The 18,246-nt window shown below is 64.5% G+C and carries 19 protein-coding genes and 1 tRNA gene; 12 read left to right on the top strand and 8 right to left on the bottom strand.

Features of this window, described 5'->3' with window-relative positions:
- The first annotated feature begins 112 nt into the window (after positions 1 to 112).
- The gene (locus AC0YKC_RS21275; RefSeq protein WP_320297535.1) at positions 113 to 268 is read left to right on the top strand and encodes a hypothetical protein; all 156 of its coding nucleotides are present in this window, start codon (positions 113 to 115) and stop codon (positions 266 to 268) included.
- 169 nt (positions 269 to 437) lie between these two features.
- Positions 438 to 1,376, top strand: a complete 939-nt coding sequence (locus tag AC0YKC_RS21270; protein WP_488512424.1) for an LLM class flavin-dependent oxidoreductase — start codon at positions 438 to 440, stop codon at positions 1,374 to 1,376.
- Between the two features lie 80 nt (positions 1,377 to 1,456).
- Here AC0YKC_RS21270 and AC0YKC_RS21265 read toward each other — a convergent pair whose 3' ends face one another.
- From AC0YKC_RS21265 to AC0YKC_RS21255, 3 genes are all read right to left on the bottom strand, one after another.
- Positions 1,457 to 2,371 (bottom strand): sigma-70 family RNA polymerase sigma factor, encoded by a 915-nt coding sequence (locus AC0YKC_RS21265; protein WP_488512423.1) that lies wholly within the window; start codon positions 2,369 to 2,371, stop codon positions 1,457 to 1,459.
- The gene (locus tag AC0YKC_RS21260; protein ID WP_488512421.1) at positions 2,368 to 2,694 is read right to left on the bottom strand and encodes an antibiotic biosynthesis monooxygenase family protein; all 327 of its coding nucleotides are present in this window, start codon (positions 2,692 to 2,694) and stop codon (positions 2,368 to 2,370) included. The genes AC0YKC_RS21265 and AC0YKC_RS21260 overlap by 4 nt, the downstream gene beginning before the upstream one ends.
- Before the next feature lie 129 nt (positions 2,695 to 2,823).
- Positions 2,824 to 3,498: a cysteine hydrolase family protein gene (locus tag AC0YKC_RS21255; protein ID WP_488512420.1), complete on the bottom strand. Its 675-nt coding sequence runs from the start codon at positions 3,496 to 3,498 to the stop codon at positions 2,824 to 2,826.
- A 257-nt stretch (positions 3,499 to 3,755) separates the two neighbouring features.
- Between AC0YKC_RS21255 and exbB the strand changes: the two genes are divergently transcribed.
- The 7 genes from exbB to AC0YKC_RS21220 all read left to right on the top strand — a co-directional run bounded on the left by exbB (position 3,756) and on the right by AC0YKC_RS21220 (position 12,394).
- Positions 3,756 to 4,703 (top strand): tonB-system energizer ExbB, encoded by a 948-nt coding sequence (exbB, locus tag AC0YKC_RS21250; RefSeq protein WP_488512419.1) that lies wholly within the window; start codon positions 3,756 to 3,758, stop codon positions 4,701 to 4,703.
- Between the two features lie 5 nt (positions 4,704 to 4,708).
- On the top strand, positions 4,709 to 5,212 hold the full coding sequence (gene exbD, locus AC0YKC_RS21245) for a TonB system transport protein ExbD (protein ID WP_488512418.1): 504 nt from the start codon (positions 4,709 to 4,711) through the stop codon (positions 5,210 to 5,212).
- Entirely contained in the window at positions 5,209 to 6,198 is a 990-nt protein-coding gene (locus AC0YKC_RS21240) for an energy transducer TonB family protein (protein ID WP_488512417.1), read from the top strand. The genes exbD and AC0YKC_RS21240 overlap by 4 nt, the downstream gene beginning before the upstream one ends.
- A gap of 77 nt (positions 6,199 to 6,275) precedes the next feature.
- Positions 6,276 to 7,670: a multicopper oxidase family protein gene (locus tag AC0YKC_RS21235; RefSeq protein WP_488512416.1), complete on the top strand. Its 1,395-nt coding sequence runs from the start codon at positions 6,276 to 6,278 to the stop codon at positions 7,668 to 7,670.
- A 109-nt stretch (positions 7,671 to 7,779) separates the two neighbouring features.
- Positions 7,780 to 8,274, top strand: coding sequence for a hypothetical protein (locus AC0YKC_RS21230; RefSeq protein WP_488512415.1), 495 nt, complete (start codon positions 7,780 to 7,782; stop codon positions 8,272 to 8,274).
- A gap of 21 nt (positions 8,275 to 8,295) precedes the next feature.
- Positions 8,296 to 11,469, top strand: a complete 3,174-nt coding sequence (locus tag AC0YKC_RS21225) for an AsmA family protein (RefSeq protein WP_488512414.1) — start codon at positions 8,296 to 8,298, stop codon at positions 11,467 to 11,469.
- Positions 11,470 to 12,058: 589 nt separating this feature from the next.
- Positions 12,059 to 12,394, top strand: a complete 336-nt coding sequence (locus tag AC0YKC_RS21220) for a hypothetical protein (RefSeq protein ID WP_320297525.1) — start codon at positions 12,059 to 12,061, stop codon at positions 12,392 to 12,394.
- A 123-nt stretch (positions 12,395 to 12,517) separates the two neighbouring features.
- On the opposite strand, the gene AC0YKC_RS21215 is transcribed toward AC0YKC_RS21220, so the two are convergent.
- Together AC0YKC_RS21215 and AC0YKC_RS21210 are read right to left on the bottom strand one after the other, a co-directional pair.
- Positions 12,518 to 12,961, bottom strand: a complete 444-nt coding sequence (locus tag AC0YKC_RS21215) for a lipid-binding SYLF domain-containing protein (RefSeq protein ID WP_320297524.1) — start codon at positions 12,959 to 12,961, stop codon at positions 12,518 to 12,520.
- Between the two features lie 178 nt (positions 12,962 to 13,139).
- A tRNA-Ala gene (locus tag AC0YKC_RS21210) sits at positions 13,140 to 13,215 on the bottom strand.
- A gap of 160 nt (positions 13,216 to 13,375) precedes the next feature.
- Between AC0YKC_RS21210 and AC0YKC_RS21205 the strand changes: the two genes are divergently transcribed.
- Both AC0YKC_RS21205 and AC0YKC_RS21200 read left to right on the top strand, forming a co-directional pair.
- On the top strand, positions 13,376 to 13,675 hold the full coding sequence (locus AC0YKC_RS21205; RefSeq protein WP_320297640.1) for a YggT family protein: 300 nt from the start codon (positions 13,376 to 13,378) through the stop codon (positions 13,673 to 13,675).
- Complete coding sequence (locus AC0YKC_RS21200) at positions 13,675 to 13,986, top strand: DUF167 family protein (RefSeq protein WP_488512413.1); 312 nt, start codon at positions 13,675 to 13,677, stop codon at positions 13,984 to 13,986. The genes AC0YKC_RS21205 and AC0YKC_RS21200 overlap by 1 nt, the downstream gene beginning before the upstream one ends.
- Before the next feature lie 97 nt (positions 13,987 to 14,083).
- Here the strand turns inward: AC0YKC_RS21200 and AC0YKC_RS21195 are convergent, their stop codons facing one another.
- From AC0YKC_RS21195 to AC0YKC_RS21185, 3 genes are read right to left on the bottom strand one after another with little or no spacing between them, the layout of a single operon-like run.
- Positions 14,084 to 14,965 carry a MurR/RpiR family transcriptional regulator gene (locus AC0YKC_RS21195; RefSeq protein ID WP_488512412.1) on the bottom strand — a complete coding sequence of 294 codons (882 nt, stop codon included), beginning with the start codon at positions 14,963 to 14,965 and terminating at the stop codon, positions 14,084 to 14,086.
- A 9-nt stretch (positions 14,966 to 14,974) separates the two neighbouring features.
- Positions 14,975 to 16,042, bottom strand: a complete 1,068-nt coding sequence (locus AC0YKC_RS21190) for an ABC transporter ATP-binding protein (protein ID WP_434724458.1) — start codon at positions 16,040 to 16,042, stop codon at positions 14,975 to 14,977.
- A 2-nt stretch (positions 16,043 to 16,044) separates the two neighbouring features.
- Positions 16,045 to 16,815 (bottom strand): SDR family oxidoreductase, encoded by a 771-nt coding sequence (locus tag AC0YKC_RS21185; RefSeq protein ID WP_488512411.1) that lies wholly within the window; start codon positions 16,813 to 16,815, stop codon positions 16,045 to 16,047.
- 172 nt (positions 16,816 to 16,987) lie between these two features.
- Here AC0YKC_RS21185 and AC0YKC_RS21180 point away from each other — a divergent pair, with 172 nt between their 5' ends.
- Positions 16,988 to 18,217: an ABC transporter substrate-binding protein gene (locus tag AC0YKC_RS21180; RefSeq protein WP_320297519.1), complete on the top strand. Its 1,230-nt coding sequence runs from the start codon at positions 16,988 to 16,990 to the stop codon at positions 18,215 to 18,217.
- The last annotated feature ends 29 nt before the right edge of the window (positions 18,218 to 18,246 follow it).

Here is an 18,246-nt window from a genome sequence, read left to right as displayed (position 1 = left end):
TGAGAAACCCAGATCCGCCAAATTCTGAAAACGCATTTCCACAAATCGCCGAAAAATAGCAATCGACAAAGTCTACTAACTTTATAGATTAATGGCCGAGATGGAGGCCGATATGTCCTATATCCAGAACGCTCAGACCGTCCGCAAGGGACAAAGGCTGACTGCCGACCAGAATTGGAGGCCTGCCTATGGCGGCACCTTCGCTTATCTCGTCTTCGCGCTTGCGTTCGTGTTCACCGGCGCGGTGGTGCTGGGGCTGATCCCCTGACCGCAGATCCCTGACCTAATGGCGGCCGAGACCCGCCGTCAAAACAATCTGAGTTTGAGTAATCGGAGTGGAAAACTGGCCGGGCGCCAGGGTGCCGTCGTGCGCCTGCGTCTTGGATTGGTTCGAAGGCTTTGGAGCGGGGCAAGCCAACGTGATGGAGGAGATGGCAATGCCGATCGAGTTCACGCATATTCCCGGGAAGCCTGCAAACAGCAGCTTCTTCTACGATTTCGCCGAAACCGCGACCAGATTGTCGCTGATCGAGGACGCCGGTTTCCGCAGGCTGGTGGTGGACGATCCGGCCGGACTGCTCACCAATATGGACATCGCCGCCCAGACGCTCGACCGCACCGGCTCGCTCGAAGTCGTGCTGACGCATTGGGCTGGCGTGATCGAGCCGACGGTGGCTGCAAGGCAGCTCGCTGCGCTCGATCGCAAAAGCGGCGGCCGCCTGTCGCTGCGCATGCTGAGCGAACCGCTGGAAGACAGCGACGCCGAGGCCCGGCCCGTCGGCCACGGCGTGGTGTGGCAGCGCATCGACGAATATCTGGTGTTGCTGAAGCGGCTGTGGTCGAACGATAGGCCCTTCGACCATGAAGGCGCCTTCTACAGCGTCCGCGGCGGCTTTGTGCCGCGCAAGGGCCCGCATGGCGCCGACCTCGCCATCCGCCTCGGCGGGCAGTCCGGCACGGCCTTGAAGGTCGCCGGAAAGCATGCCGATGTCTTCGAGCTGGCCGCCGGCTCGCCGGACGAGGTTGCGCAATTGATGCAGCGCGTGCGCGGCGCCGCGGCGGAGCATGGCCGCGCCGGCAGGTTGCGCTTCGCGCTGCCGGTCCGCATCCACCCGGACGGCTGGACGGGCACACCGGATCACAAGGCGGTCGAGATAGCCGGGTCGCCGCCGCGGGTCGCCCTGGCGCTGCTGCCCTACGCGGCGCTTGGCATCGAGGAATTCATGATCGGCGGCATCGACCGCGCAAGCGAGATCGCCCGTATCGGGCGCGAGACGATCACATTGGTCGCGAATTCGCTGGCGCGGCGCGAGGCTGAGGTTCGGCAACCGGGCGCGTTCGCCTCGCGCTCCTTTGCGGAACACCGCGCGGGCTGACGCGATTCCAGGAAAAGTATGAAGCGACAGGCTCGGCGACTTCGCCGTAGTCCTCCGTGCGGAATTGCGCCACGGCAGGGTCATCCCGCATCGGAGTAATCCAGGCCGTCCATCACGTAATCCGCGAACAGGAAGTCGCGGATGCCGGCGATCCGACCGTTTTCCCAATCGATGAGGATGAAGTAGCGCGGCGGCCCGTCCGGGCGCTCCGGACTGGTGACCAGGATGGCGGGCCGGCCTTCGACAAGTCCGGTCGTGAAATGCCAATGCGTTTCGTCGGCATAGCGGCCGAAATAATTGCCGACATAGTCCTTGCCGTCGGCGCGCAGGCGGTTGACCAGTTCCAGCTTGACGTCCTCGGCCAGCAGGCCGCGCAAGGCATCGAAGTCCCTGGCGTTGAAGGCGGCCACATAGTCGCCGAGGCGCCGCATGTCCTGCCGGTCGAGGGCCGGGCGGGGCGACGCCATACGCGGCGCGGCTGCCAGCTTGCGCAGGCTCTCGCGGCCCCGCTGCAGCGCGCCCTTGATCGCCGTGTCGGAAGTTTCGAGGATTTCGCCGATCTCCTCCAGGCTGTGTCCGAGCACATCCTTCAGCACGACCGTGCACCGTTGCGCCGGCGGCAGTTGCATCAGCTCGGCAAGGCTCGCCTCGGCGGCGATGCGCGCATCCAGCGCCGAATTCTCGTCGGCGATCGTGTCGAGCTCGACCTCGCTTTCGCGCCCTCGCAAGCGGGCGCGCTTGCGCAGGAAATCGAGGGCGGCGTTGTGCGCGATGCGAAACAGCCAGGGTTCGGTCTTGTCGGGCATGTCGCCATTCCTGATCGCCACGAAGCCTTTGGCCAAAGCCTCCTGGACGATGTCTTCGCCATCGATGACCGATCCGACCATCCGCGAGCAGTAGCGGTGCAGCTTGGCTCTCAGGCCGGCGGCCTCGCGCTCGAAGGCGCGAAGCCTGGCTTCCGTGGCCGCAACGGGATGGTCATGCGAACCGGTCACGCAGCCTCCTGGTCCTCGATCCCGCCAGTGTGGGAATAGGCGGTGTGGCCCGTCACGCTTTCGGTGGTCGCAATCTCCATGATCGTTCTGATGTAGCCGGCGAAGCGGGGATCGCTGCGGAAGGCGGCGATGTCCTCGGCCGAGCGCCACCGCGAGATGTTGACCACCTTGCTGCCGTCGTCGCCGACGACCACGGATGACGACAGCGAGCCCGGCTGCCTGCTGAAGAAGGTCCTTGTGCCCTCGGCGAGCGCCTTTGCCAGATCCTGCTGCCTGCCGGGCTTGGCGGTGAAGACGTTGATCAAGGTCACTGCGGTCGACATGGCTTGGCTCCGTTTGTCCTGATGGCGCAGGCCCTCGCGGCTCTCGCACCCGTTACGCCCCTCAAGACGAAGCCGGAATCGAAAACGGAACGGTGGCGCGAAAAAATTTCGATGAGACCCAAAATAGCTTCAGCGCGCAGCGCCTGCGAACTGCCGCAGCGCCGCGATGACGGCGGCCGAATCCGCCAGCGCGCCGAAGACGCCATCCTCGACCGTCACCATATGCAGCGCCGCTTCGTGCGCATACTGGTCGCCGCTGGCGCAGGCATCCGAAATCGTCAGGCACTGGAAGTTGCGGTCGCAGGCCTCGCGCAAGGTGGTGTGCACGCAGACATCCGTCGTGCAGCCGATGAACATCAGATGCGTGATGCCGCGCGCCCGTAGCACCAGTTCGAGATCGGTATAGGTGAAGGCGCTGTTGCAGGTCTTGTCGATGATGATGTCCTCAGGCTTCACGTCGATGTCGGCGCAGATCTGGAAGCCCGGGCCGGAGCGCAGCAGCACATCGGTTCCGTCGAGCCCTGCCCGCTTGCGGCGCCATTTCTCGTAAGGCGTCATGTCGGCCATGTCGGCGCGGTAGCCCTGCCTTGTGTGGATGATGGTGAGCCCGGCGGCGCGGGCCGCCGCGATCAACCGGTTGACTGACGGCAGGATGGCTCTCAGCGGCGACGGATCATAGCCCTTGCGGGCGAAGTAGCCGGTCGGCGACAGGAAATCCTCCTGGAGGTCGATCGCCAAAAGCGCCGTATGTTGCGGCTCCAGCCTGCCGTCATAGGGAAAGTCGAATGGTATCGCCTTGATCATCCGCGGTCTCCTTCTTCGGCATCGAGCATAGCCTGCCGCGCATGCGGCGAAAGTCCTGCGGTGGCGGCCGGTACGCGCAACGGAGCGATTGAACAGCGGCTTCGCCGGATTTGTTGGTCTGGATTTCGATCTTAATCTTGACTATCAGAGTCATGCTTTATACTCAGTCGGCAACCCTGGCGGAAAGCCGTGACCGAGGTGCGCACCAGCCGGCCGACAACCTGCCGGTTCGTGCCATGACAAAGCGAGGACGAGACTTGTCCCGGAGCGTTCTGTTCGCGGCGCTGGCCGCATCCATGATTTTTTCGACTGGGACAGCCCAGGCGCAGCAGCAGCCGACAACACCGCCGGCGACTGGTCCGGCAGCGGCCGCGCCCGCCGCAGCCGCCGCCAATCCACCGGCCACGGGCCAGACGCCGGTTGGAACCGCACCGGCGGAACTAGGCATCCAGCCGGCTCCGAGCGGCGCCACCGGCGAAGAGCCTTCCATCTCGCTGACACTGCCGCATGACCTGTCGCCCTGGGGCATGTTCATGAATGCCGACATCGTCGTGAAGGCGGTTATGGTCGGGTTGGCCTTCGCTTCCCTCGTCACCTGGACGATCTGGCTCGCCAAGTCGCTGGAGGTGTTTGGCGGCAAGCTGAGGGCCCGTCGCGCCGCCAATGCGATCGGCAACGCCGCGACGCTGATGCAGGCCGGCCGGGAACTTGGCCACAGCGGCGGCCCGGGCGCGCTGCTGGTGCGGGCGGCGGAAGAAGAACGGACGCTTTCGGCCGGCGCGCTCGACCATGCCCCCGGCGACGGCCTGAAGGAACGCGTCGCCTCCCGGCTTTCGCGCATCGAGGCGGCAGCGTCCCGGCGCATGTCGCGCGGCACCGGCCTGCTCGCGACCATCGGCTCGACGGCGCCCTTCGTCGGCCTGTTCGGCACCGTATGGGGTATCATGAACGCCTTTATCGGCATCTCGCAGGCGCAGACCACCAACCTCGCCGTCGTGGCGCCCGGCATCGCCGAGGCGCTGCTTGCGACCGCCATGGGCCTTGTCGCGGCCATTCCGGCGGTCGTCATCTATAACGTCTTCGCGCGCTCGATAGCCGGCTACAGGCAGATCCTCGCCGACGCCTCCGCCGGCGTCGAGCGGCTGGTCAGCCGCGACCTCGATTTCCGCACGGTGCCGCCGGCAACGGCCATGGCGGCGGAGTAACGGCGATGGCGGCGCGCATTCGCGAGACGGTCGGCGACGATCTCGAGGAAAACCGCGACATCAACGTCACGCCGTTCATCGATGTCATCCTGGTGCTTCTGATCATCTTCATGGTCGCGGCGCCGCTCGCCACCGTCGACGTCAATGTCGACCTGCCCGGATCGACGGCAACGCCGGCGCCACGGCCCGAGACGCCGCTGTTCCTGACCCTGAAAAGCGACCTCACGCTGGCGATCGGCAATGACGGCGTGCCGCGTCAGGCCTTTGCCCCTGTGCTCGACGGCCGTACCAAGGGGGACAAGCAGACGCGCATCTTCCTGCGCGCCGACAAGACAGTCGGCTATGGCGACCTGATGGAAGTCATGAACCTGCTGCGCAGGGCCGGCTATCTCAAGGTCGCGCTGGTCGGCCTCGAAACAGCTGGCGATGCCGGAGGGCAGGCCATGTCCGGAACGCCTGCGACCGGCGCGAACCCCTCCCCGCCGCCGGGCGCAAGCACGGCGCCATGACGGTCGCCGCCCTTTCCCGCATCTCCCAGCCGCGCTGCGGCCCGCGCGAAGCCGGCCTGTGGGCGAGCGCCGCCGCGATCGTTCTGGCCGCGCATGTGGCGGTTGCCTATGCGGTGCAGAACCTGAGTTTTGCCGAGACGCAGGATGGCGGCCCGCCGCCGCCGCTGGCGGTCGAGATGGCGCCGCTGGTGATCGCGCCCGCCGTGCTGGAAGAGGCGGCGATGCTGGACACGGCGACGCCCGAGCCGCCTGATGCGGCGGAGACGGAAAAGCCGGTCGAGGTAAAACCGGTGACAGATCCTGCGCCGGCGGTGGAACAGGCCGAGCCCGTCACTGAACGGCCATCCGATGCCGACGACACGCAAGAAGCCGAGCAGGCCGAGTCGACGGTACAGGCCGTTGCCGCGCTGAGCGAGCAGCCGCCGCTGGACGAGGTCGTACCCGATCCTGTCGAGGCGATCGCGCCGGATGTCGTCATCCCGTTGCCGCGGCCGAAACCGGTGGAAGCGGAGACGAAGGTGCAAAAGCCGGCCGAACCTTGGAAGAACGCCGAGAAGAAACCCGTCGAGAAGCCGAAGGAACGGGTGAAGAAGGAAAAGGCGCCGCCGCCCAAGGCGACGACCACCGCCAGCATCGACGCCAAGGCGGCGGCGAAGGCGGCCGCGCCACTCTCGTCGAATGCGGCGGCGCGTTCGAGTGTCAGCCCGTCGCGCTGGAATTCCAGCCTGGCGGCGTGGATCAGGCGGCACACGCGCTATCCGAGCGCGGCGCGATCGAGACGGGCCGAGGGCACGCCGAGCGTGACCTTTACGGTCGACACCTCGGGCAGGGTGGTGTCGGCCCGGCTGGCGCGATCCTCGGGCGATGGCGATCTGGACCGCGCGGCCCTCGGCGCCCTGCAGGGCGCCTCGGTGCCGCCCCCGCCGGCCGAACTCGGCGCGCGCGTCACCCGCACCGCGCCCTTCGTCTTCAGCCTGAGGGACTAGGCCAACTGGACGGATGGTGATACGCGGCTGAACCATTCAACTTTGCCGCGGCACCGAGCCTGCCGAAATCCAATCAGATGACGATGCTAACCCGCCGCAGTCTCCTCAAAACCGCCGCTGTCGCCGGTCTCGCCGGAACCGGCGCGGCAGCCATTGGCAGATTGACCGGCTGGGCGGCGCCGAAGCCCGAGCCGCTGATCCTGAAGACCGCAAGCATTCAGGCGCAACTGATGGAAGGCGCGCCGACGAAGAATGTGCTGACCTGGGGCGAGGCCGGCATGCCGCCGGTGGTCAGGATGAGGAAGGGCGAGCCTTTCGCCGCCCGGCTGATCAACGGCATAGACGATCCGACGACCATCCACTGGCATGGCATCCGCGTCCCCAACAAGATGGACGGCGTGCCGTTCCTGGTGCAGCCCTATGTCTATCAGGGCGACCATTTCGACTACGCGTTTTCGCCGCCCGACGCCGGCACGTTCTGGTACCACCCGCACTGCAACACGCTGATCCAGATGGGTCATGGCCTGACCGGCGTGATCGTGGTCGAGAATCCGAACGATCCGGTCTTCGATGTCGAGATGATCGTCAACCTGCGCGACTGGCGGCTGGGCGACGACGGCCAGTTCATCGAGCCGTTCAGGCCGCGCGACGCGGCCAAGGCCGGTACCTTCGGCACGGTGCGCACCGCCAATTGGCTCGACCAGCCGCAATTCGATGCGCCCGCCGGCGGGCTGGTGCGGCTGCGCGCGGCCATCACCGACGTCACCCGCATCTATGCCTTCCGCGTCGACGGCGCCGAGGCGACGCTCATCGCGCTCGACGGCAACCTGGTGCCGCAACGGTTCACGCCGGATGCCTTGCAGCTGGGACCCGGCCAGCGGCTCGAGCTTGCCATCCGCATGCCCGACGAGGAAGGCGCGATCGTCAGCCTGCGCGACGTCCGTGGCACCAAGCCGAAAATCCTGGCGACGCTGCGCTCGGTCGGCAAATCGCTCAAGCACGATCTGCGCGATGTCGGCCCGCTCGAAGCCAATCCGGTGGCGGAGCTCGATGTCGCCGGCGCCAGGCGCATTCCGCTGGCGCTGAGCGCCACGGCCGAGAACGTTGCGGCCGACAGCATTTGCGGCTCGCTCGGTTACAGTTTCTGGGCGATCAACAAGGTGCCGTGGCCCGGCGACACGCCGGACCCGACCGCGCCGCTCGCCGAACTGAAGCTCGGCCAAAGCTACATCATCGACATGGAGAACCTCACGCCGCACGCGCACCCGATCCATTTGCACGGCATGAGCTTCAGGGTGCTGTCGTCATCGACCAGGGCCGTCCAGCCGCTGGTTTCCGACACCTATCTGATCCAGCCCAATGAGAAGGTCCAGCTCGGCTTCGTCGCCGACAATCCCGGCGACTGGCTGCTGCACTGCCACATCATCGAGCACCAGAAAACCGGTATGACGAGTTATCTTCGGGTGGTGTGAGCGTCTCATCACAACATTTTCGTGAGCGGCTTGGCGGGTTGATCCCGCTGCTCGATTGCCTAAGTAGGCAACTGGGCAGGCCGGGCGACACGCAACCCTAATCGACGGCATGACATCTTCGCGCATTCGAAAACTTGCCCTTCTTGCGGCAGGCATCCCCATCCTGTCATCCTGCGTCATCCCCGACGATACGTCGCGGCTCGCGAAGGAGGACGTCACCACTTCCGCGGCCCGCAAGGAATTGGTCGGACTGAGCGAAGCCGACATTCGCATGTGCGCAGGCTTTCCGAGCGCAACGGCCGACGTGGGGTCATCCGGCCAGATCTGGACCTATCAGCGCACCGTGCAACGCGGCAATCTCAGTATTGCTGTGCCGACGATGGCAGTGGGTGCGATCCCCGCGGTCGGAGGGTCGGTCAACGTCGCTCCGGGCGGCTATTGCAACACGCAGATCCGCATGCTCAACGGCCACGTCGCCGAGGTGGCCTATGCCGGTGACAACAACCTGCCGAACAGCCGCGATGCGCTGTGCGTCAGCACGGTGGACGCCTGCGTGGCTTACGCGCGCCAACACCGCTACAGCGCGCCGGCAGTCTCAAGATAGGCGGAGCACCACGTCGGGCGGATGCTTGCGGCGAAGCGTCAGCTTGGCTCTCGCCCGGCGCGGCGTCAATCGACGGCAGGATTCAGTCAGGCGCCGGAAGCATGTATGCTCAACGATACTGATTCTTCCGATCGTTTTTGGCTGGTCGATGTGAGAAAAATCGTCGCTGCACTCACCGTAGCTGTTGTTCTTGTCGTCGGGCTGCTCTTCCTTCTGCCCGCTCTTGTTTCAACCGACTGGGTTCGTGCCGAATTGAGCCGGCAACTGTCATCCGCGACCGGAATGACCATTCGGTTGGACGGGCCAGTCCGATTGTCGCTGCTGCCCAAGCTGGCAGTGGTCGCGAACGATATCTCGCTCTCGACCGGCACGGGCGACATCGCGATATCCGCTCCGCGGTTCTCGACGTCGATAACGCTGTCGTCGCTATGGTCGAAGAAGCTTGAGATACAGTCCGTCGCGCTGGCGGATCCGACAATCGCGCTCAAGGCTTCGGCGAACGCGGCGGCGCCTTCGGAACCGAAGGATGTTCAGGCTGATCCGTTCGCGGCGATAGTCGATACGCTCGAGCGGCTGGCGATCAACCAACTGACGATAACGAATGGCAGCCTGACCTCAGGCGCGTCGACCGGCAATATCGCCACGGTGACGGCAATCGACGCCGATCTGAGGGTCCCGGATCTCGACCGGGAGACCTCGTTCTCATTGGCCGGCACCAGCAACGGCCGCCGCATCGAAATGAGCGGGAGCCTTTCCGCGCTGAGGCCAATCCTGAAACGGCTGCCGGCCGAGATCGCCATCGAGGCGCGGCTCGACCCGGCGCCGGTTCCCAAATTCTCTTCCTTGCACGCGAGCGGCGAGATCCAGCTCAACAGCAATGGCAGCTATCAGATCAAGGGCGGAAAGTTCGATATTGGCGACCAGAGCTTCCAGATGGACGCGCTCTTCCAGCCTGGGGCGCGGCATCACTTCTTCGCCGACTTGGCGGCCAAGCGCGTCGATATCGACGCCTTGAGCGACATTGGCAAGGGTGGCTCCAGCGGCGGCAAGCTTCCGGTTGGTTCCGCAGAGCCCGACCTTGCCATGCTGGCCGCTTTCGACGCCGACATCAGCGTTGCCATCGATGAATTGGTCGGCGGCAAGATACGGGCTTCCGACGTCCAGCTCGCCGCAACATTGCGCGACGGGCATCTCGAGGCAAAGCTGGAGCACTTCGGCCTCGACGCGGGAAATCTCACCGCGAAAGCCTCGACGGATGTCGGTGAAACACCTCCGACCATACGCGGCAATATTGCGAGTTCAGGGCTGGATATCGGCTCGATAGCAAAGCTGGCCGGACAATCCGTGCCGTTGTCCGGCAAGCTCACGGCCGATATGGGGTTCGCGTTTCGCGGACTCACCGCCGACCGCATACGCAGCAGCGCAAATCTGCAGGGAATGGTCGGGATTCGAGATGGCAAGCTTCCGCTTGCAGCGCTTGCCGACGCGCAGGACCTAACGGCCAACGACATTACCGGGCTCAATCTTGACGCGAAGATTCGCGATATCGGCAAGCCTGTCGATCTGACGGGCAAGCTCGCCTGGCGGGGACAGGCCGTGGCGTTCAAATCCCAGATCGCGCCTGCATCTTTTCTCGCCGGTGCCTCTGTTTCCGACGCATCCGGCCCGATCAGCCTTTCGGTTTCCTCCAAATACCTCGAAGGCAGCATAAGCGGCGTTGCCGGGGGTGGCGGCACGTTCAAGGGCCAGGTCTCGGCCACGTCGCCCTCGCTCGACAAGCTGATGCAATGGTTGGGACAAAGCGCGTCCCGCAGTCTGCAGGACTTCGCCTTCAAGGGCGATGTCGATGCCGGCCCGCAGCAATTCTCCTTCCAGAAGGCCACCGTCGCCTTGAACGGCGTCAAGGCGTCAGGGCAAGGCTCGGTGAAACTGGGGCAGCCTGTCACCATCCGGACGTCGCTCAATTTCGCGAAACTCGACTTTGCAGCGCTTGCCGGCGGCGGCGGGGCCGCGGCCGGCGGCAAACAGAAACCGGGCGGGGCAACCGACGCGCCGATCGATCTCTCCTTCCTCAAGGGAATTGACGCCAGGATCGAGGTTGCGGCGGACAAGCTCGGCTATGGCAAGGTTTTTGCCGGGCCGGTCGCAACCGTCCTGACGGTGGCCGACGGCAAGGCTCACCTGAGTGTGCCGCAAAGCCCCTTCTACGGCGGCACGATTGCCGCGGAAATGACCGCCGACGGCTCCGGCGACGCCGCTTCCCTGGACCTGAACACCGCAATCGCCGGCACGGCCGCGGCCCCCTTGCTCCACGATGCGGCGGCTTTCGACCGCATCGAAGGAACGCTTGATGCGACGGTCGCGGTTTCAGGCTCGGGAAAGACCACGAAGTCGCTTGCCCGTTCCCTCGGCGGCAAGGCGGCAACGAAATTCAGCGACGGCGCCTTCCGCGGCATCGACATAGCGGAGGTCTACAACAACCTGATCGGGCTGCTCGCCGGAGGCTTCAAGCAGGATCAAGCCAAGAAGACGACATTCACGGAACTCGGCGCTTCATTCGCCATCGAGAACGGTGTGGCGCAGACGACCGACATCAGCCTGCTGGGCCCGCTGGTGCGGATGGACGGCTCGGGCAAGATCGACCTCGCCGACCAGACGCTCGACATGTATCTCAACCCGCGTGTCATCGCTTCGCTCGCCGGACAAGGAGGCGACGTTGCCGTGAAGGGCATCGGGGTGCCGATTGTGGTCCAGGGTCCGCTGTCCGCACCTCGTGCCTATCCGGATCTGAGCGCGTTGGCCAAGGACCCGCAGGGCGCGCTGGATATGTTGAGCCGCCTCGGGCTGCCAACTGGAAAACTGAAACTCGACAAGCTGCTCCAGGGCCAAACGGGCTCGAACGCAGACGGCTCCGGCAAGGGAGCGGCCGATCTGATCGGCGATCTTCTGCACAACGCCGCACCCCGGCCCAAAACCTCGCCCGCCGCTCCGGAAGCAGTCGTGGCGCCGGACAACGGCAATACGGAAAACGCGGCGCCGCCGCCAACAAGTTCGGACGCCGGTGGCGGGACCGAAGCCGAGGCCGCCGCGCCGGCGGCGGAACCCGCCCCGGTCGACCCGCAAGCTACCCCTGCTTCGCCCGAAGCCCCAAAGAAAGGGGAAATAGACACGCTTCTCGATCAGCTGGCGAATTAGTTCCCTGACACAGAGGGGTGAAGCCGCCTCAACGTCGTCATTCTATGGCGGAGCAAGGAGCGAAGCGACGCGGCGCAGACCATAGAATCCATGCCGTGACTTGGAAGCGCCGCCAGGGTGCAGAATTTTGCTCCGTTGCACTCCTCGGCGAAGGTAACGGCATGGATTCCAGGGGCTTCGCGACGGAGCTTCGCTCCTGCTCCTCCCTAAAGCAGGTCGCGTGAAAAAGGATTCACGCGACCTGCTTTAAGTTTTTGATTTTAAGCATGTCTTTGTCCCGAAACCGGGCCCACTTTCGGGAGACATGCTTTAGAATGACGATCGCGATGGACGTTTCGGCCAATCGCCAAGGCATGCCACCTGCCAACGCAAACGGAGCCGACCGGTCAAAATCCCTGTGCAGTGCCACCTCCGCTCGCGAGACGGTATGAAAGACAGCACTGGCTCTCGTGACCTCAGCCTGACGCCGGCGCAAGACATGATCTGACGCTTATATGTGCAGCCGAAAATCAAAGTGATCTCGGCTGCCGCAAATCGCCCTCAAACAGGACGTTCTTCCGGCTTTTACCTGGAGACCTTGGAGAGGCTGATGAAACTGTCTGTTCTTGCCCTTGCTGGGACCATGCTGGCGGTGATGCCAGCGGTCCAGGCGGCGCCGATGATTGGCGTGCCGGCTCGAAATAGCTTGGTGCAGGAGGCGCACGTCACATGCGCTTATTTGACCGACGACGGCTACTGCGTGCGACCGCATAAGAAGCACAAGCACTGGAAGCGGGAGCGTTACTACCGCCCCGCTTACCGCACCTATGAGCCGCAGCCGCCGGATGAGGATTACTGGCGCTATCAGCGTCCACGGCGGATTATCCGGGTCGTTCCAGACTACCCGCCGCAGGACGAAGACAATTGGGATGATTGGGACAATTGAGGCGTCCCGAGGCCGGGAGCCCTTCGCGGGCCGAGGCCTGCTTGCACGCCTCTCGACTTACAGTGGCCGGCATTCGGCGCCCAGGCGGCGCCTTTGCCGGCCCTCCACGAAGAGCGTTGCGCCCTACCGCTTCAGCGCGATGCTGATGCCGCTGAGATCGGCGTTGACCTGCAGGCCGACCTGCCTGCCGGTAAGCTCGAGCTGGGCGCCCTTGTCATTGGTCATGACGATCACCTGGGCGCCCTTGCCGAGCGCGCCGCCGCCGCCCGCAGCCCCATAGACTCCCGTCACATCGCTGGCGCGGCGGATGTGGCGCACGGTGCCTTGGAAATAGGTTTTGGACGCCCCGAAGGCGAGGCCGCCCGAGACGCCGCCGACCGAGATCGGATAGCGCTTGCCGTGGAAGGTCAGCGTGCCCTCGCCGCCGGAGCCGCCGATGAAGAAGGCGGCCTTGTAGACGGAAAAGCGGATCGTGCCGCTGTCGGCATGCGCGGCGCCGGCAATGCTCACGCCCGCGGCGGCGATTGCCGCCACCGCGACTGAACGGAACCTGGACAAAATCTGCATGATGAAAACTCCTCGAGCATCGCCGCTTACCCAGCCGGCGGGGGCATATCAGCTTCAAAAGTATAGCTGAACCGTCTTGCCCCGCCATTGGTTCCAAGCACGCGGCCCGAAATCCGGCGGTCACAAAATGCTGAGCGAGGAAGATTGAAGCCGACGAGGAGCACAAGCGTGTGCTGGCTGGTGGAGCTGAGGGGGATCGAACCCCTGACCTCATCATTGCGAACGATGCGCTCTCCCAGCTGAGCTACAGCCCCGTTCCAGCGGATCGGCTTGTATCGGTCGCAGCCGTTTGATGTCAAGGCGAAACGATGGCCTGACGCCATGTGCCGAGGGCCTTGCCGGCTCGCCAAGGCCGGCGGCCCTTGCCCGCTCGCCACGCAATGGCTACATGTCGGCGACAATTTGGAGACCGGCATGATCGCCCTTATTCAGACCATCGTCATGGCGCTTGATATCTACTGGTGGATCATCATCGCCTCGGCGATCTTTTCCTGGCTCTATGCCTTCAATGTCGTCAACTCGCGCAACCAGTTCGTCGGCAGCGTCGGTAACATGCTCTACCGGCTGACCGAGCCGGCCTTGCGCCCGATCCGCCGCTTCATGCCCGATCTCGGCGGCATCGACATTTCGCCTATCATCCTCTTGCTGATCATTTTCTTCATCCGGCAGTTCCTGGTCACCACCGTCTGGTCCTGGGTCGTGACCGGCGGCTGATGAGCACGTCGTTTCGGCTGCGCGAGAACGGCATCGACCTTTACGTGCGGCTGACGCCGAAAGCCGCGCTCGACCGGATCGAAGGTGTCGAGACCGCCGCCGACGGCCGCAGCCATCTCAAGGCCCGCGTGCGCGCCGTGCCGGAGAACGGCGCCGCCAATCAAGCGCTGGAACGGATGATCGCCAAGGCGCTGGGTGTACCAGTGTCGACCGTTTCGGTGGTCGCCGGCGGCACATCGCGGCTGAAGACGCTGCGAATCCTGGGAGATGCGGCTGAGCTGGCGAAAGGCGTCGAGGGTATGATCGAGTAATCCAGAGTTTGAGATGCAGGCGGGACAGCGGCCCCCTCTGGCCTGCCGGCCATCTCCCCCGCTTGGGGGAGATTGGCAGCTTCAACGCCGGCTCTTCTCAATCCCCCAGCGGCAGCTTCGGATCGTCGACCTTCAGCGTGTTCACGCTCTGCTTGATGCGGCGCAGATTCTCCAGCACTTTCGGCCCGCGCGATTCCGCCACCGTGGTGGCGATCATGTCGACGATGGCCAAAAGCGCGTAGCGCGACGAGGTCGGCTTGTAGATGTTGCCGTCCTCGACGGACTGCAGCAGGATGACCGTGTCGGCGACCTTGGCCAGAGCCGAATCCGGCGCGGTGATGGCGACGGTGGCGGCGCCATATTGCTGCGCGACCTCGACCGCCTCGATCACCGAGCGCGCATAGCCGGACACCGAGAAGGCGACCAGCGTCGTCTCGGGCGTCGCCACCGCGGCATACATGCGCTGCAGCTGGCCGTCGATCTGGGCGAGCGCCGACAGCCCCAGCCGGAACAGCCGGTTCTGCATCTCGGTCGCCATCATCGAGGAAATGCCGCCGGAGCCGATGCACAGCACATTGCCGGAAGCGGCGATGCGCCCGGCGACATCCATCAGCGTCGTCATGTCGAGATTTTCGCTGGCGCGCTGGATGGCGGCGATCGCTGCCTCGGTAATCGCCGAGGCGATGCGCTGCTCGCGCGCGTCGCGGCTGAGCGGTTCCGGCGACAGATACTGGCCGCCGATGGCGATCGCCTGCGCCAGGTAGAACTTGAAATCGCGCAGGCCCTCGCAGCCGAGATTGCGGCAGAAGCGGGTGACGGTCGGCTCGCTGACGCCGACGCGCGCGGCAATCTCCGAAATGGCGGCCTTGGAGGCGAAATCGAGATCGGAAAGCACCAGCCCGGCCAGCCGGCGGTCCGACTTGGTGCCGTCCTGCGACATCAATTGCAGGCGGGTGATGATGTCGGCCGGGGTCTTCATCTCATCATCTCAGAGCGGCAGGCCCGTCGCCTTGTCGAACAGGTGAATGTTGCGCGGGTCGACGCTCACCGGCAGCCGGTCGCCCGGCTTCACCTGCAGCCGGTCGCGGAACACGGCGCGCACCGTGTCGTCGCCGACCGAGCCGTAGACATGCGTTTCCGAACCGGTCGGCTCGACGACATCGACCTTGATGGCGATGGCGTCGTCACCCGCGCCAACCACAAAATGCTCTGGCCGGATACCGGCCTCGACCGTGTCGCTGCCGGACGCCGCCTTGCCCGAGAGCGCCAACCGGCCACCGCCCTTAGTCTCGAACCAAGCCTTGCTGTCGACGCTCTTCAGCGCACCGGAAACGAAACTCATCGACGGCGAGCCGATAAAGCCGGCGACGAATTTGTTGGCCGGCCGGTCATAGAGCTCCAGCGGCTGCCCGACCTGCTGGATGCGGCCGCGGTCCATCACCACGATGCGGTCGGCCATGGTCATCGCCTCGATCTGGTCGTGGGTGACATAGACGATGGTCGATTTCAGCCGCTGGTGCAGCGCCTTGATCTCAGTGCGCATCTGCACGCGCAGCTGCGCGTCGAGATTGGAGAGCGGCTCGTCGAACAGGAAGACGGAAGGCTCGCGCACGATGGCGCGGCCCATGGCGACGCGCTGGCGCTGGCCGCCCGACAATTGCCGCGGATAGCGGTCGAGATAGGAGAAGAGGTTGAGCACGCCGGAGGCCTTCTTGACCTTGTCATCGATCGTCGCGCGGTTCTCGCCGCGGATCTTCGGGCCGAAGCCGATATTTTCCGACGCCTTCAAATGCGGGAACAGCGCATAGGACTGGAACACCATGGCGATGTTGCGCTTCTGCGGCGGCAGCTCGTTGGCGCGCGTGCCGCCGATGACGAGGTCGCCGGAGGTGATCGTCTCCAGCCCGGCCAGCATGCGCAGCAGGGTCGACTTGCCGCAGCCGGACGGACCGACCAGCACGACGAACTCGCCGCTTTTGATATCGAGGTTGATGTCCTCGAGGATTTTGTGCTGGCCGAAGGATTTCGACAGGTTGCGGAACTGGACGTCGGTCATGGTCACGCTCCCAATATGTCGTCGATGAAAGGCAGGTAGCCGGCTGTCAGGCCGGCGTCCACGGGCAGCACGGCACCTGTTATGCCGGAAGCGCGCTCGGAAGCAAGGAAGGCTATCGCCTCGGCCACTTCCGAAGCGTTGACGATGCGGCCGAGCGGATAGAGCCGCTTGAGCCGGCCAAGGATCTCGGGGTCCTTGGCCAGGCGATGGTCCCAGGCGGCGGTCCGGATCGAGCCCGGGCAGACGACATTGGCGCGCAACCCGGTGCGGCCAAGCTCGACCGCGATCGATTTGGCATAGGCGTTGATACCGGCCTTGGCGGCGGCATAGGCTGGGTTGCCGAAATGCGCGATGGCGTTGACCGAGGAGACGAAGACAACGCTGCCCGAACCGCGCTTGGCCATCGCCTTGATCAGCGGGTCGGCGAAAGTCATCACGCCGGTCAAATTGAGGTCGAGCTCCTGCTCGATCCTATCAGCCGTCAGCGCCTTCAACGTTTCGGCCCGCGTCCAGCCGGCATTGTTGATCAGGATGTCGGGAACGCCGTCTTTGTCGAGCAGCACGGGGATAGCCGCTTCGATCGAGGCCCGGTCGAGCAGGTTGAAGACGTGGCGCGAGGCGATGTGCGGACTGGCCAGCGCTTCCATCGACTGGTCGCAGCCAACGATGCGCGCGCCGCGCTCGGCCATGAGCTCGACGATCGCCGAACCGAGGCCGCCGCCGGCTCCGGTGACGACGATTGTCTTGCCTTCGAACTCGGCTTTCGAACCCACGCTGCCCGCTCCTCCACCCCTCATTTTAGGACGACAGGCTAGTCAAGCAAATGTAATTTAGCAACATGATTATCCGCTTGCGTGGCGTGAAATGATGGATAATGTAGGAAAGTAACATAAATCCTGTGCTCACAAGAGCCAGGCGCCAACGTGCATCAATGGGAGAAATCAGATGAGCCTTGCGAAATGGACTGCCGGCCTGTTGGCCGGAATGAGCATGCTGGCTTTTGCCGCACCCGCCGATGCCGGCGAGGTGCGCGTCACCGTCGCCGAATACAGCGCCAAGACCGGCCCCTATTTCGAGGAAGTGAAGAAGGAGTTCGAAGCGGCCAATCCCGGCATCACCATCAAATATGAAGTGGTGCCGTGGGATGTGCTCTTGCAGAAACTCACCACCGACATCACCGCCGGCACCAATGCCGACCTTTCGATCATCGGCACGCGCTGGCTGATCGACTTCGTGCAGCAGGATGTCGCCGAGCCGCTCGACAGCTACATCAAGCCCGAGTTCAAGGACCGCTTCATCGACACCTTCCTGAAGCCCTCGATCATGGACGGCAAGACTTACGGCCTGCCGATAGCGGCTTCCGCGCGCGCCATGTACTACAACAAGGAATTGTTCGAGAAAGCCGGCATCGCCAAGCCGCCGGCGACCTGGACCGAGCTGCAGGAAGACGCGCGCAAGATCAAGGCCCAAGGCGCCTTCGGCTACGGCCTGCAAGGCAAGGAGATCGAGACCGACGTCTATTACTACTATGCGATGTGGTCCTTCGGCACCGAGATCCTCAACAAGGACGGCACCTCCGGTCTGAGCACGCCCGGCGCGCTCGAAGCCGCCAAGCTCTACAAGTCGATGATCGACGAGGGCCTGACCGAACCAGGCGTCACCTCCAACAACCGCGAGGACGTGCAGAACCTGTTCAAGCAGGGCAAGGTCGGCATGATGATCACCGCGCCCTTCCTGTCCAACCAGATCAAGGACGAAGCGCCGAACCTTAAATACGGCGTCGCGGCCATCCCTGCCGGCCCGACCGGCGCGCGCGGCACCTACGGCGTCACCGATAGCATCATCATGTTCAAGAACTCCAAGAACAAGGACGAGGCCTGGAAGCTGCTCGACTTCCTGTTCACCAAGGAGCAGCGCGCCAAGTTCACGCAGGGCGAAGGCTTCCTGCCGGTGAACAAGGAAGAGGCGAAGATGGATTATTACGTCAACAATGCCGACCTCGCCGCCTTCACCGCGCTGCTGCCCGACGCCCGCTTCGCGCCGGTCATCCCGGGCTGGGAAGAGATCGCCCAGATCACCTCCGACGCCATGCAGAAGATCTATCTCGGCGGCGACCCCGAGGCCGGCTTGAAGGATGCGGCGGCCAAGGCCGACGCCGTGCTGAAGAAGAAATAAGGGCGTATCTCCCTGCGCCCGTGGCGCGC

The organism is Mesorhizobium sp. CNPSo 4661 (assembly GCF_057784215.1).
Note: the sequence above shows the minus strand (reverse complement) of the source record. Positions and strands in the feature narration are given on the sequence as shown.